This is a genomic window from Campylobacter hominis ATCC BAA-381, from assembly GCF_000017585.1.
Taxonomy (GTDB): Bacteria; Campylobacterota; Campylobacteria; order Campylobacterales; family Campylobacteraceae; genus Campylobacter_B; species Campylobacter_B hominis.
Genome location: NC_009714.1, coordinates 949,758 through 964,075 on the forward strand (window position 1 = coordinate 949,758; position 14,318 = coordinate 964,075).

At 32.7% G+C, this 14,318-nt stretch carries 14 protein-coding genes and 1 other RNA gene; 1 reads left to right on the top strand and 14 read right to left on the bottom strand.

Going from position 1 to position 14,318, the window contains the following annotated elements:
• Position 1 precedes the first annotated feature (1 nt).
• Positions 2 to 425: RNase P RNA component class A (gene rnpB / locus CHAB381_RS08570), an RNA gene on the top strand.
• 945 nt (positions 426 to 1,370) lie between these two features.
• Here rnpB and CHAB381_RS04725 read toward each other — a convergent pair.
• From CHAB381_RS04725 to CHAB381_RS04790, 14 genes are all read right to left on the bottom strand, one after another.
• The gene (locus tag CHAB381_RS04725; protein WP_012108867.1) at positions 1,371 to 1,967 is read right to left on the bottom strand and encodes a peroxiredoxin; all 597 of its coding nucleotides are present in this window, start codon (positions 1,965 to 1,967) and stop codon (positions 1,371 to 1,373) included.
• Positions 1,968 to 2,699: 732 nt separating this feature from the next.
• A complete protein-coding gene (cmoA, locus tag CHAB381_RS04730; RefSeq protein ID WP_012108870.1) occupies positions 2,700 to 3,404 on the bottom strand; it encodes a carboxy-S-adenosyl-L-methionine synthase CmoA in 705 nt (234 codons plus the stop codon).
• Positions 3,394 to 4,257 carry a bifunctional riboflavin kinase/FAD synthetase gene (locus CHAB381_RS04735; RefSeq protein WP_143297189.1) on the bottom strand — a complete coding sequence of 288 codons (864 nt, stop codon included), beginning with the start codon at positions 4,255 to 4,257 and terminating at the stop codon, positions 3,394 to 3,396. The genes cmoA and CHAB381_RS04735 overlap by 11 nt, the downstream gene beginning before the upstream one ends.
• Complete coding sequence (locus CHAB381_RS04740; protein WP_012108872.1) at positions 4,239 to 4,754, bottom strand: lipocalin family protein; 516 nt, start codon at positions 4,752 to 4,754, stop codon at positions 4,239 to 4,241. The genes CHAB381_RS04735 and CHAB381_RS04740 overlap by 19 nt, the downstream gene beginning before the upstream one ends.
• A complete protein-coding gene (tlyA, locus tag CHAB381_RS04745; RefSeq protein ID WP_012108873.1) occupies positions 4,747 to 5,484 on the bottom strand; it encodes a 23S rRNA (cytidine-2'-O)-methyltransferase TlyA in 738 nt (245 codons plus the stop codon). Before tlyA ends, CHAB381_RS04740 begins: the two co-directional genes overlap by 8 nt.
• Complete coding sequence (gene ligA, locus CHAB381_RS04750) at positions 5,481 to 7,418, bottom strand: NAD-dependent DNA ligase LigA (RefSeq protein WP_012108874.1); 1,938 nt, start codon at positions 7,416 to 7,418, stop codon at positions 5,481 to 5,483. Before ligA ends, tlyA begins: the two co-directional genes overlap by 4 nt.
• Positions 7,415 to 7,768, bottom strand: coding sequence for a nitrous oxide-stimulated promoter family protein (locus tag CHAB381_RS04755; protein ID WP_012108875.1), 354 nt, complete (start codon positions 7,766 to 7,768; stop codon positions 7,415 to 7,417). The genes ligA and CHAB381_RS04755 overlap by 4 nt, the downstream gene beginning before the upstream one ends.
• Positions 7,765 to 8,478 (bottom strand): 3-deoxy-manno-octulosonate cytidylyltransferase, encoded by a 714-nt coding sequence (gene kdsB / locus CHAB381_RS04760; protein ID WP_012108876.1) that lies wholly within the window; start codon positions 8,476 to 8,478, stop codon positions 7,765 to 7,767. The genes CHAB381_RS04755 and kdsB overlap by 4 nt, the downstream gene beginning before the upstream one ends.
• Positions 8,475 to 9,905 (bottom strand): threonine synthase, encoded by a 1,431-nt coding sequence (gene thrC, locus CHAB381_RS04765; RefSeq protein ID WP_012108877.1) that lies wholly within the window; start codon positions 9,903 to 9,905, stop codon positions 8,475 to 8,477. The genes kdsB and thrC overlap by 4 nt, the downstream gene beginning before the upstream one ends.
• Positions 9,906 to 9,914: 9 nt before the next feature.
• On the bottom strand, positions 9,915 to 10,598 hold the full coding sequence (locus CHAB381_RS04770; protein ID WP_012108878.1) for a DNA methyltransferase: 684 nt from the start codon (positions 10,596 to 10,598) through the stop codon (positions 9,915 to 9,917).
• Positions 10,599 to 10,601: 3 nt separating this feature from the next.
• A complete protein-coding gene (gene argB, locus CHAB381_RS04775; RefSeq protein ID WP_012108879.1) occupies positions 10,602 to 11,453 on the bottom strand; it encodes an acetylglutamate kinase in 852 nt (283 codons plus the stop codon).
• Positions 11,454 to 11,477: 24 nt separating this feature from the next.
• Positions 11,478 to 12,413 carry a tetraacyldisaccharide 4'-kinase gene (locus CHAB381_RS04780; protein ID WP_012108880.1) on the bottom strand — a complete coding sequence of 312 codons (936 nt, stop codon included), beginning with the start codon at positions 12,411 to 12,413 and terminating at the stop codon, positions 11,478 to 11,480.
• On the bottom strand, positions 12,406 to 13,542 hold the full coding sequence (locus CHAB381_RS04785) for a DegT/DnrJ/EryC1/StrS family aminotransferase (protein ID WP_041570493.1): 1,137 nt from the start codon (positions 13,540 to 13,542) through the stop codon (positions 12,406 to 12,408). The genes CHAB381_RS04780 and CHAB381_RS04785 overlap by 8 nt, the downstream gene beginning before the upstream one ends.
• A gap of 3 nt (positions 13,543 to 13,545) precedes the next feature.
• On the bottom strand, positions 13,546 to 14,289 hold the full coding sequence (locus CHAB381_RS04790; RefSeq protein WP_012108881.1) for an NAD+ synthase: 744 nt from the start codon (positions 14,287 to 14,289) through the stop codon (positions 13,546 to 13,548).
• Between the last annotated feature and the right edge of the window lie 29 nt (positions 14,290 to 14,318).

The window sequence follows — 14,318 nt, forward strand, 5'->3', positions numbered from 1 at the left end:
TTCGGTGCGGCAAGTGGTCGCTTGAAAAAGAGGAAAGTCCGAGCTGCTATAAGACAGGATTGCGTCTAACGGACGCCGAGGGCAACCTTAGGGAAAGTGCAACAGAAAACAGACTGCCGATTTTCTTTATTTTGTGCAAAATGTTATTTGAAATACGCTTAAATTAACGTCTGAAATTTAAAAATTTCACTTTTAAAAGCACAAATTTAAATGTGTATAAAATAAAGAAAATCGGCGATGGTGAAACGGTGAGGTAAGAGCTCACCAGCATTTTTGGAAACTTAAATGGCTTTGCAAACCCAATCTGCAGCAAGAAGTTATGGTTTTGTCTTATGATTTTGATACTTCGCTGAAATCGCTTTGCAAAAAGCGATGTAGATAAATGGCCACAAAAACAGAACTCGGCTTACAGCCGCGCCGAAACATAACAACCCGCGTAGGAATTGTAAAAACATTCTTTTAGTTTAAAATTGAAATTTATAAATCTTTGCAAAATTTTCTAAATAATCGAATATGCTTAATAAAAGCGCTTATTTTTAGTTTTAAATAATTATATTTTACCGTTACCACAGCGATACATAAGTGAGTTTTGATTTTGCTTTTTAACAATTTTATAGTTTAAATGATTAAAATTTCGCTTTTTACTTGCATTATCACTTATATCTATAAATAATATTTTAAATAGTTTTGCGTAATCGGATAAAAATTTTGATTTAAACTGTTAAGTTAATTTGCTACGCTGATTTTTATCTGTTTATTTCAAGTCATTAAAAAACTTAGAAATTTCAGTTTTTTCGTCTATTTGTTTTTAAATGAGTTAATGAAAAATCGCCAAGTAAGCCGTCTACAATACTCTTCTTATTTATTTTGAAATTATAAATAATTTTTTAAGTTTAATTTAATAATTTAGTTTAATATTAAGACCTTGTTCTTAAAATTATAAATTATTTTCATATACGACTTACATTTGCTTTATATTGAGATTATTTTTTAAAAAATAATCGCTGATAAAAAATTAGCTTTAAAATTTGTGTAATTATTTTATTTACAGCTTGAATTTTAGATTGTAAAAAAATCACTACGAAGTTTTTTTATTATAAACACCATAACTCTTCAAGCTATTTTTAAATGCGTAAAAAACTTATATAAAGCAGGAATTTAGCGCTATTCAAATTGTATTTTTCGCGCTTATTATTTTAACATTACACTTAAAATTTAAATATGAAATTTATAAAAAAGATTTTGTGAAAATTTAAAAAATCTTTTAAATTTTTAATAGAATTTTTTAAAATCGACTATTTTGGATTAATAATATGGAGTTAAAAAAGGCGGAAATTCGCCGAAATAGCAAAATTTCCGCTTAAAAAAAATTATAATTTATCGGCATTTTTGCCAAGATAATCTGCAACGCCTTGTGGATTTGCTTTCATAGCTTCTTTGCCTTTGTTCCAGCCTGCCGGACAAACAACGCCATTTTCGTTTGTGAAAAGCATAGTATCGACCATTCTAAGCATTTCATCGATATTTCTGCCAAGTGCATCATCATTTAACACCATGTGGCGAACAGTTCCGTCTTTGTCAAGTAAAAACGAACCTCTAAGCGCAACCGCATTTGCATAAAGCACATCAAAACTTCTTGCGATATCTTTTGTAATATCGGCTACTAACGGATATTTTATTTGACCGATACCGCCCTTATTTATAGGTGTATTTTTCCACGCAAGATGCGAAAATTCATTATCCGTGCTAATACCGATAACTTCAATACCACGATCCTTAAAATCCTGATATCTGTGATCGAATGCGATAATTTCGCTAGGACATACGAATGTAAAATCTTTCGGATAGAAAAATACAACCGCCCCTTTCGGGCCTAAATTTTTATAAAGATTAAAATCATCTACTATTTTATTGTCCCCTAAAACAGCAGTCGCTGTGAAATTCGGCGCTTTTTTTGTTACTAACATTTTTTCTCCTTATATTTTTTTAAAGCGATTTAATTTTATTGTTTATTAATAAATATTTTTTTAATAAATAAAATTTATTTTTTGATGATTTTTGTTTTACTGTTAAATTTAATATTCATTTTGTATAAAAACAGCTTAAAAATTAAGAATTTTATATAATTTTCATAAAATTCTGCTAATTCAAAAAAAGTCAAGTTTTGAATGATTTTATTCAATTTTATATTTCAAATAAAAATCATAACTTATTTAAAAAAATATTGATATTTTCATTACATTAATTCAATTGGCGTTTTGAGCATTATTTTAACGCATTCTATAATACTTTAAAAGTTTAATCGCCGCCAACCGAATCATTTCAACTTAAAATTTTTATGATTTGAAATTCAAAAATTTAAGGTCTTTTTATCGCAACTGATTTATCATATTTTTTGTGTAATAAAATTTTTATAATACCACTTTTAAAGCTTATTAAATTTACTCGGACGAAATTACGTAGCCGCTTTAAATTAAAATTCTAAATAGTATTGTTTGAATTTGCAAAGAAATTTTTAAATTAAATAAATTTTATGTAGTTTAAAATTTAAACTTTCTTTTTCAGTCAATGATCTATTTTAGCTTTAAAATAATCGGATTTTTATTATAATCATTTTAAAGCGAAAACTGATTTCAAATCATTGGTCATTTAAAGCTGAAAAACCTGTTTATCTTTTTCATAATTTTTTGTCATAAAAGTTATTTTTTTGCCAAAAATACGGCGAAATTTGCCCATTTAAATATAACTTCAACTATCTTAAAGCCTGCATTTTTAAGCATTTGGCGATTTTCCGTTTCGCTGAAAGGAATTAAAATATTTTCCAAAGCTTTTCTTTTTTGTGCTATTTCAAAAGCCGAATATCCTTGCTTTTGCTTATAATTTTCATAAATTTCAATCATTTGAGCAGCCAGAGTTTTATCATCATAAATTAATTTTTCAGCCATAATTAAAATGCCGTTATTTGCAAGATTCGAATAAATTTTCGCTACAAAATCGGATCTTTTTATAGGGCGAATGAACTGCAAAGTATAGTTTAAAATAGCGCAATCAAAGCCTTTTAAATCGCAATTTAAAATATCTTCATTTTTAAAATCTATTTTAGCGCCGTGCGCCATAGATTTTCGCTTTGCTATTTTCAGCATACTTTCAGAATTATCTACGCCGAAAAGTTCAAAATCAGGGCGTTTGTGATGAAGCGCAATCAAAAATTCAGCCGTCGAACAACCAAGATCGATAATTTTTGCTTTCTCTTTTAAACTTCGCGCCAAAATTTCGCCTGAAAGCTCGCAACTTTCGCGGTAATAAGGCACTGATCTAGAAATCATGTCATCGAAAACGCTTGCCACATTTTCATCGAATTCGAATTGTTTTTTTATCTCATTTTTAAAAATTTCATCTTTCATTTTTGCCCTTTAAACTGATTTCAGCATTTTGTATATCTTCTGAAATTTGTGATTTTAATGCATTTAAATCACTAAATTTTCGGTTTTCGCGCAAGAATTTTATAAATTTAATCCTGCAATTTTTATAATTTTTATCACTGAAATTTTCTAAAATATGCGTTTCGATTGCAAAATTTCCATCGGTGCTTTCACGCACGCCGATAAAACTCACACTTTTTTGCCATGCGCTGTTATCAAGACTGCAAAAAGATGAATAAACACCGTTTTTAGGCAAATAGAAATTATCCGCCAGAATATTTAAAGTCGCTACCAAAGAGACTTTTCCAAGCCCCTGCCCTTTGACAATTTCTCCTGAAATTTCATAATCTCTTCCAAGAAATTTTTTTGCATTTTCAAGTTCGCCTTTGTCTAAAAAATCCTTTATCAAAGAGCTGTGTACACCGATACCTTCGATTTTAAACTCAGGCATTACATAAACTTCCCCGGAAAAATTTTTTCGCAAAAAGTTTGTATCGAAAGCGCGATCTTTACCGAAACGAAAATCGTATCCGACTACAATTTTATTTAAATGCGGAAATTTTTCGCTTAAAAAATCTAAAAACTCACCGCCGCTTAAATTTCGCAAAGTATTCAACTCAAAATAAATAAACGGCAAATTACTGAAATTTTCTCTGAATTTATAAGGCGTCAAATTTTTATTTTCATTTAAAATTACCACTACAGCGCCATTTTCGCTCAGTTTTTTAATCAAAACCTGATGAGCTTTATGAATTCCGTCAAAATTTCCAATTGCAATTTGCGTAATATTTTGCATAAAATTTTGCAAATTTCGGCTCATTTCTGCTTCACCCAATTTAGTTTTTTAAGATCAAAACCGTTATTTTTGGCACTTTGAGAATAAAGATAACGAATAATTTCCGGCATTGTTTTTGTGCGAGAAAGCATAAACAGCTCTTTTCCGTCATCTGAAAAAATTAAGGCGTAATCGTAATTAGGCTCAATTTTAACAATATTATAAGTTTTTTTAAGCATAAATTTATTTATTTCAAAACTGCCGACTGTGGATCCTAACGGAAAATTCAAATTTGAAACTTGCAATTTTTGTGGTTTTTCACCGATATTTGATGATTTCATAACGCTTACTTCACCGATTTTATCGGCATAAAATTCCAAAATTACATTGTTTTCATCATTTTTACCGTCATAATTTGCAATTTCATACCAAAGACCAAGAAATTTTGAAAGTTCGAAATTTGCAACAACTTCGGCTTTAAAAGTGTCCGTGTTTTTTTGTGCGCACGAACTGATAAAAACAGCAAAAAATAAAAAACATATGATTTTCTTAAACATCTTTTTCCTTTTGTATTAAATAAAAATATTCATTATTGCCGTTTTTACCGGCAATTTGACAAAGCTCGCAGAGCAGAATTTCAGCACCAGAGCTATAAATATTTTGCTCAAAAAGCGCTTTTGCCAGTGCAATTTTTTTTTCATCTTTAACGACGCCTTTTTTATCTCTTTTTGCCTCTTTTCCGACTTCAAATTGCGGTTTAAAAAGAATTATTACGTATTTTTTTGATAATTTTAAAATGCGCTCTATAATTAAATTAAGTGAAATAAAACTTACATCGCATGTTACAAAATCAAATTTGATTTTGCTTTCAAAAGAACGAATATCAGTATTTTCATACACTTCTACACGCTCATCATTTTTTAAAATTTCAGCCAATTGAGAAGTGCCGACATCAAGCGCTACTACGCTTTTTGCACCATTTTGAAGTAAAATTTGCACAAATCCTCCGGTAGAGCTTCCTATATCAAGGCATGTGGCATTATTTATTTCATCAAAAATTTTAGCGCCGAACGTGGCTTTTTTTATGGATTTTAAAAAACTTTTAAGTTTTAAAGCGCCGCGTCCTACATAAATTTCATCAATCACATCGATATCTCCGCCGGAAATTTCAAATGAATTTTTAGCGCATATTTCACCGTTTAATAAAATTTTTTCCGCCTCTATCAACGCACTCGCCTGATTTCTGCTTATGTTTAATTTACTTGCAACGAATTTATCAAATCTCAAAGCATTTCCTTAAACTCATCTTCGCTTATCGCTTTTACGCCAAGCATTTTTGCTTTTTCAAGCTTACTTCCGGCATCTTTTCCAAAAAGCACGAAATCCGTTTTTTTAGAAACGGAGTTTGTTACATTTGCACCCATTTTGATGAGTTTTTCTTTCATCTCGTCGCGCGAAATGCTGAGAGTTCCTGTAATTACAACAGTTTTTTTTGTGAAAACATTTTGTGAAATTTCAGTTTTTTGGGCGCTTAAATGCAAAAAAGAAAGTAAATTTTCAATTTTTTCGCGATTTATCTCACAAAAACCGACAAAACTTTTCGCCATCGCTTCACCGAATCCGTCGATTTTTAAAATTTCATCAAAACTTGCATTCAGCCAATTTTCGCCAAAAATTTCAGCGATTTTTCTGGCGGCCACTTCGCCTATATGTTCGATTCCAAGTGCTGTAATAAACCTATAAAGTGGTGAAATCCTACTATTTTCAATAGATGCTAAAAGATTTGAAATTTTTTTGTCTTTAAATCCTTCAAGTCCTTCCAAATCATCAGCTTTCAATGTGTAAATGTCCGATATATTTATAATTTTACCTTTTTCAAAAAGTGTATTTATGATAGCTTCGCCAAGACCGTCTATATTCATACATTTTTTAGAGCAAAAATATATCAGCGAATTTACAATACGCGCTTTGCAAGTGAGATTTTGACATCTTATAAAAATATCTTCCACCAAAAGTCTGCTTCCGCAAACAGGACAAAACTCCGGTCTTTTTATCGGCGTTTCACTTCCATTTCTGCGCGCACCGAAAACGCCTGTGATTTTAGGAATTACATCGCCGCTTCGTATTATACTTACGATATCGCCTTTCATAAGCCCAAGACGCGCGATTTCATCGAAATTGTGAAGTGTGGCGTTTCGCACTGTTGCGCCATCTATATTTACAGGCTCCAAAACTCCTACGGGCGTGATTACACCTGTGCGGCCGACTTGTAAATTTATATCGATAAGTTTAGTCGCTTTTTCGACAGGCGGAAATTTATACGCGACCATAAAGCGTGGAAATTTAATTGTATAACCCATATTTTCACATTTTGTAAGTTCATTTATACGAATTACCATTCCATCCATTAAAATATCTTTACGTTCTCGCATTTCGTGTAAATCCACATAGGCTTTTCTTAAATCCGTTAAAGAAGCGCAAACTCTTACAAAATCATCTTTTAAAAAGCCTAAATTTCGCACAAACTCCATAATTTCACTGTGTTTTTTAAAATTTAGAGAATTTTCTCCGACATCCCAAGGAAAAAATTTTAAATGGCGCGATTTTACCACGGCGCTGTCAAGTTGGCGAAGACTTCCGGCTGCCGCATTTCTAGGATTTGCAAAAAGATTTTCACCGCTGTTTGCACGCTCATCATTAAGTGCGTCAAAGTCACTTTTAGCGATTACGACTTCGCCTCTGATTTCAATTTTTTCTTTATAATCGATTTGCAAAGGAATAGAGTTAATAACTTTCACATTTTGCGTTACATTTTCGCCTGTTTCACCATTTCCGCGCGTTCCTGCCGAAATTAAAACGCCGTTTTCATAAGTTAAATTTAAACTTGCTCCGTCAAATTTCGGCTCAACGAAAAATTCCAAACCTGCTTTTTCGCCGCGTTCAAGCCAAGCCAAAAGCTCGTTATCATCAAAAATATCCTCCATAGACCACATTTTCGCTTTGTGATTTATCTTTTCAAAACCTTCGCTTACGGCATCTCCCACGCGATTAGTAGGCGAATAGGAAACTTTTAAATCAGGAAACTCATTTTCAAAAGTTTCGACTTTTTTATAAAGCACGTCATATTCGATGTCCGTAGCTAAAGGATTATCTTGCGTATAATAAGCTTTTGCCCATATATTGAGCATTTCCACCGCTTTTAGATATTCGGCTTCGCTCATATGATTTCCTTATTTAAAAACTCTTTAATTTTACTGAGGCTATCTTGCTCCTGTTTCGGCAAAATAAGTTCGATTTTTTTCCAAATTTCAGGTTTGAAGCAGTTTTGCAAACACTCGCTGCATTTCGGTTTTTTAGCAATCGGGCATGTTAAAAATTTTTCATTTATCTCAAAAAGCAGTTCTTCGCACTCTTTACAAAGCTCATACGGAAGTTCGCCTAAAAATTCGCCTTTGTAATTCAGCTGCAAACTTCCGCTTAATTTTGAACCTTTGCCGAATTTATCATTGCAAAATTTTTGCAGCAACTCTATATAATGTGAATTTTCCTGTATAAATTTATCTTTTGTCATATGAATTTCTTTAACGCTGCTTCATAATCTTGCTTTGTATCAATGCCGATACTTGCGGTTTTTATTTCGCACATTGCGATTTTTTTAGCGTTTGATAGTGCGCGAAGCTGTTCCAGTTTTTCCGTATTTTCCAAAATAGAAGGCGCAAAAGCGCAAAATTCACGCAAATTTTTAACGCTGTAGGCATAAATGCCGATATGTCCGAAATAATCGTGAAATTCCGCTCTTGGATATGGTATCGGCGCGCGACTGAAATATATCGCATTTTCAAATTTATCAAGCACGACTTTCACAAGATTCGGATTTTCGGCATCTTCATCACTTACTTTTTTGTAACAACTTGCCATAAAAGCTTCGTTTGAAGTAATTTTTCTAGCGGCAAAATCTTTAAATTTACGCAAATTTTCAGACTCGAAAAAAGGCTCATCGGCTTGAACATTGATTATTATTTCGTCATCTTTAATACCGAAATTTTGCACCGCTTCATTTATTCTATCGGTGCCGCTTTGATGATTTTTATCCGTCATAATCGCTTTAAATTCATATTTTCGGGCTATTTTAAGCACTTTTTCGTCATCTACTGCAATCAGCACATCGTCCACTTTTGAAGCGTTTTTTGCTGTCGCTATAAACATCGGCATACCTTTTATATCACATAAAATTTTATCTTTAAAACGCGTTGAAGCTAGTCTGGCAGGAATTACTATCATTTTTTTATCCATTCTATAATTTTATTTTTTATTTCATTTTGTTCTGCGATATCTTTGTGAATTTCACTTCTTTCGAAAAGCGATGAAATACTTTTTGGAATTTTAACATTAAATTTTTCCGCAAGAGCATTCATTTCGCTTTTTTCATCGCTTTTCATACCACCATTTATCGCTTTTACCATCGATGGTGTAAATTTCAACCATTCGGCGGTCGATACGATTAAATTTTTCCCGTTTTCATTTATCAGTTTAAAACAATTTGCGGTGTGAGGATCGATTAAAATTCCTTTTTCACTTACTTTTTTAATTATTTCAGAGCACTCTTCATCATTTGAAAAGCCCGCTTTAAAATCATTTTTAAGCTCTTTCAGTTCATCATCCGTAAGCTTATAAAATCTGTTTTCCTTTAAATCTCTCATAAGTTCGCGCGTTCTGATATCGCCGAATTTATCAAACAAAAGCCGCTCAACATTCGAACTTATTAAAATATCCATAGCCGGGCTCATCGTCTTGATAAGCGAACGCTTTCTTAAATCATAAATGCCTTTTGTAAAAAGCTCTGTCAAGACATTGTTTGCATTTGAAGCAATACGGATATCTGCGATATTCGCACCCATTTTTTTAGCATAATACGCTCCAAGCGCATTTCCGAAATTTCCGCTTGGCACGATTACATTGAAATTTCGCCCTTTAAAATGCAGATTTGCAAACAGATAATATATGATTTGAAATAAAATTCGTCCGAAATTTACAGAGTTTGCGGCGCTCAATTTTAAACCGTTTGCAGCAAGCTCATCTTTAAATTCATTATCGGCTAAAAGATTTTTCAATGCTCTTTGCGCATCATCGAAATTTCCTTTTATACCTATAGTTTTCAGATTTTTGGCATCCGCATTTACCATTTGAAGTCTTTGCACTTCGCTTGTGCCGTTTTTAGGATATAGACAAATTACGCGCGTGTTTTTTGCATTTGCAAAAGTTTGTAATGTAGCAGGTCCTGTATCGCCGCTTGTAGCACACATTATCAGATAATTTTCTTTGCGCGAAACGGCGATTTTGCTTAAAATTTCACCGAAAGGCTGAAGTGCCATATCCTTAAAAGCTCTTGTAGGTCCATGATAAAGCTCCAGAATTTCACAGTTTTCGCTGAATTTTGTAAATTTTACAGGGCATTTTTGATCATCAAAATTTTTATATCTTTTAAGTGCTTCCGCAAAAATTTCGCCTGAAATATCAAAACCGAATTTTTCTATAACCTTTAAAGCAAAATCTCTGTAACTTAAATTTTCGCTCTCCTGCCAAAATTTCTTATCGCATACAGGCAAAATTTCAGGCGCGTAAAGTCCGCCGAAAGCCGCACTCGGATTTAAAAGCGCTTCTGAAAATTCAACACTGTCTTTTGTATCTCTTGTAGAAAAAAGCTTCATAATATCTCCTTAATAAATCACCGTTATTTTATCTTTAAAAATTTCATTTAAATTTAAAAAATTTTGCAAAGATAAATTTTCGTAACCGTCTATAAAAATTTCGCACTCTTTATGCTGCCTTAAAAATTTTAAAACATCGTCATCACAATCCACCAGATAAAAACTCTTTTCATATCGATAAAGTTTATCTTTAAATATTTCCATCAAATCGCAATCCAACGTTTTTCCGCTTGAAAGCATCAAATTTAAAGCTGCATCAAACGGTGAAATATTTCTCACGGTAAGGTTCAGCTCTTCTTTTCGCTTTTGAAGTTTTACTCTGTTTTCTATACTGAAAATTTTAAAACCGAAATCCGTGTTTTTTTCTGTTTTTATTTTTGCAGCCGCTCTTTTCACGCGTTTTACAGTTATATCGCTGATAACAGGAATTTTACTTTTCAATTCGTTCTTACAAAAATCATAAGCCGTTTTTGATTTTTGTTCATCGATTTTTTCATTGATCTGCATTAAAATAAATTTTCTGTTTCCGCCGTCTTCGGCATTTAATTCCATAACAGCGTGCACTGTAGTACCGCTTCCTGCGAAGAAGTCTAAAATTATATCGTTATCATTTGAATTAGTGTATAAATTAATCATTTGTTTTATCAATTTTACTGGTTTTGGATAATCAAAAACAACTTTTTTATTAAACATTTTTTAAAAAACTTCTTTCACCATACTGCCGATTCCGTTATCAGTAAAAAGCTCCAAAAGTATAGAATGAGGAATTTTACCGTTTATTATATGAGCATTTTTAACTCCATTTTCTATACATTCTACGCAAGCATCAATTTTCGGAATCATTCCACCGCTTATCGTGCCGTCTTTTTTGAGATTTTCGATTAAATTCGGATTTAATTTGCTTATCAGTTCGCCGTTTTTATCCAAAACGCCGTCAATATCACTCAAAAATACGATTTTATCCGCTTTTAAAGCGCTTGCGATTTTGCTTGCGCAAAGATCGGCGTTTATATTGAAAGTTTCGTTTTTTTCGTTTGCAGCGATAGGCGCTATTACAGGTATATAATCATTTGTAAGTAAATCTTTTAAAAAATTTACATTTACGTTTTTTATTTCGCCTACAAAGCCGTATTTTCCGCCGCTTAAAACTTCAGCTTCAAGCAGATTCGCGTCTTTTCCGCAAATGCCGATCGCTTTTGCGCCGTTTTGATTTAAAAGTGCCGTGATTTGTTTATTTACGGCGCCACTTAGCACCATTTCCACGATTTCAATACTTTTTTTATCTGTTATTCTAAGGCCATCTGCAAACTCGCTTTTAACGCCCAAAAGATCCAATGTCTGATTTATTTTTTTGCCGCCGCCGTGAATAATTATGATTTTTATGCCGACCATATGCAAAAGTACAATATCGCGAGCGAAATTAAGTTTCAAATTATCATCAGTCTGCGCTGCGCCGCCGTATTTTATAACAAAAATCTTATCTCTGAACTTGCGTATATAAGGTAGTGCTGAGATTATTACTTCAGCCGTTTTTGATTTTTTTATCATAAAATTTCCTTTTTATAAAAGTTTTTATTTTATCAAATTTTGGCTAATGTATTGTTGAAGCTCTGTTTTAAAATTTTCGCTTATTTTTGTCTCCTGTATGATTACCGAAAATTTAAACTTGAAATTTTGCATTTTTACGAAATCTTTTTCAGTAGTTAAAATGCTTGTAGCGCCGTATTTTTGCACGATTTTCTCAAGTTCTTTTTCGTTAAATTCGTAATGATCCCTAAAAAACACCTGCGCCGCTGTTTTATTAAAAAATTCGCTCAAACGATTCGGCTTCGCAATCGCTGTAATCAACACCATTTTCGGCGTTTCATTTATGATTTTTGAGTTATATTTTATATCATTTTGATTTGGAATGAAATCGGCATAGCGATAAAAAAATTCAGGATATCTCCATGCGCCGCTTGGAAGTATGAAATTCAGCTTCGGCGCGATATTCGGACGTAACAAAATATCAAATTTTAAAATATCGAATTTTGAAAATCCGTCATCCAGTAAAATAAGCTTTGCGCCTAAATTTTTCGCATAATTTATAGCAATTTTGCGATTTTCACTTACAATGACATTTGAATTTTTAAGCTTTGTCGCAAAAAGCATTGCTTCATCGCCGCTTTTATCGATATCACATAAAATTTCGCCATCTTTAGCAACTAAAACTAATCCCTTACTTTTTCTGGCATAACCGCGCAAAATTATAAACGTTTTAAACTTTGGTGAAAACTCATTAAAAATCGCCATTGTAAGCGGTGTTTTACCGTTTCCGCCAAGCGTTAAATTTCCAACACTTATAATCGGAATACCGAAATTTTCGGGTTTTGCAAAAAATTTATTTAAACAAACAACGCAAAAATATATAAAACTGAACGGCAAAAGCAAAATTGCAAGAGAAATTTGAAATAAATCAGGGGCGTAAAAATATTTCTCGCCCCAAAGAAAAAAATCGTTTTTAAGCACGAGTGGCTGCTATTTCTTTAATTTTATTGCAAATGTAATAAACTTCATCATCGCCAAGAGCCGCATAAATCGGAAGCGAAAGTATTTTTTGGTAGCAACGTAGGGCATGTGGAAAATCACTGACTTTATAACCGTATTTGTTTTTGTAATAACTAAGCAGATAAATCGGAATATAATGCAACGAAACGTTGATTCCTGCGGCTTTTAACTGGCGTGCAAAATTATCTCTGTTTTTATCGATTTTGACTATGTAATGAGAATACGTGTGATTTCGTTTTTTAATCGGAATTTGCACATGCGCGCATTCGGAAAGCTCTTCGTCATAAATTTTCGCTATTTCCTGACGGCGCGCTATAAAACTTGGCGTTTTATAAAGCTGAGCTTTTGCATATGCCGCATTTATCGAGTTTAAATCGCATTTTTGACCGATTGCCGTTACATCGTAGATATAATTTATATTTCCATCTTTATCAAAACCTTCCGAAACAATGYCGTGATTGCGTAAAAGTCTAGCATTTTTCGCCACTTCATCGTCATTTGTAGTAAAAAATCCCGCCGTAGAAATAGTGTCTTGCGCTTGCGGATTTATTTGAAAACAGGAAATAAAAGAATCTTTTATAGAACCGATTTTTACGCCGTTGTATGTAGTTCCCATAGCTCTACTGGCATCGTCGATGATTTTTATATTATATTTCTTAGCAAGTGCATAAATTTCATCCATTTCGGCGCTTTGTCCGCCTACGTGAGTTATAAAAGCTCCTTTTAATTTTTTATGGTTGTGCTCTTTTAACGTTCGCTCAAACTCAGCCACGTTTATATTAAAATCATCTTCGTTTATATCAACCAAAATCGCTTCCGCATCAAATCTGCGAATCGATTCAGGCACGCTTGGAAAAGCATTTACCGAGCAAATAATTTTGTCGCCTCTTTTTATTCCCATAGCACAAAGAGCAAGATGAAGCGAATTTGCGCCGTTATCGGTAGAAACAGCATGTTTGACACCGAAAAAATGTTTTATATCTTCTTCAAAAACGCTGACCATTCGTGTATTGTTGTTTGCCAATGCTTGATTTATCAGTGATGTTTCGTTTTCGTCTATATGAGCACGAAAAAATGGAATATTTTGCATTTTCTATCCTTTTAAATGCAGAATTTTAGGCATTTTTAATTTAAATTTATTGTTTTTTATTCTATTTTGTATGAAATTTATGGTTTCCTGATCAAATTTCGCAAGAGATTTTTTGCGCAAAATTGCGCGTAAAATTTCATCAAGCGATGCATAATCATATCCTAAATCGCCTTCATCGCTTTGACCTTCCCAAAGATCGGCACTAGGAGCTTTTGATATAATTTTTTCATCTATATTTAAAAATTTTGCGAACTCAAAAATTTCTGTTTTAAAAAGTTCGCCGATAGGATTAAATGCACATGCCAAATCGCCGTAAATTGTGCCGTATCCTAGCATTCGCTCACTTAAATTACTTGTTCCTACGACTACACCTGAAATTTTAGCGCTAAAATCATAAAGCAGACTCATACGAACTCTAGCGGCAAAATTTCCAAGCCTGATGCGAGAAATTTCATCATTCCTACTATCACGAAATGCCTGCAAAAACGGCTCTATACTTATAATTTCATATTTTATTCCCCATTTTTCGCAATGTGATATAGCGTCGTTTAAATTTTTCTTATCGGAACTTTTTGCAGGCAAAATAAGTCCAAAAGTATTTTTTGGTTTTGCTTTAGCGCAAAGTGCCGAAACTACGGCGCTATCAAGCCCGCCGCTAATGCCGACAATAAAATTTTCAGTGTATGTTTTAGAGAGTGATTTTTTAAGAAATTTTATAAGTTTTTTTTCGGTTTTTATAAAGTTCATTTTGATTCCATATTTTTTGTTTTAGAATT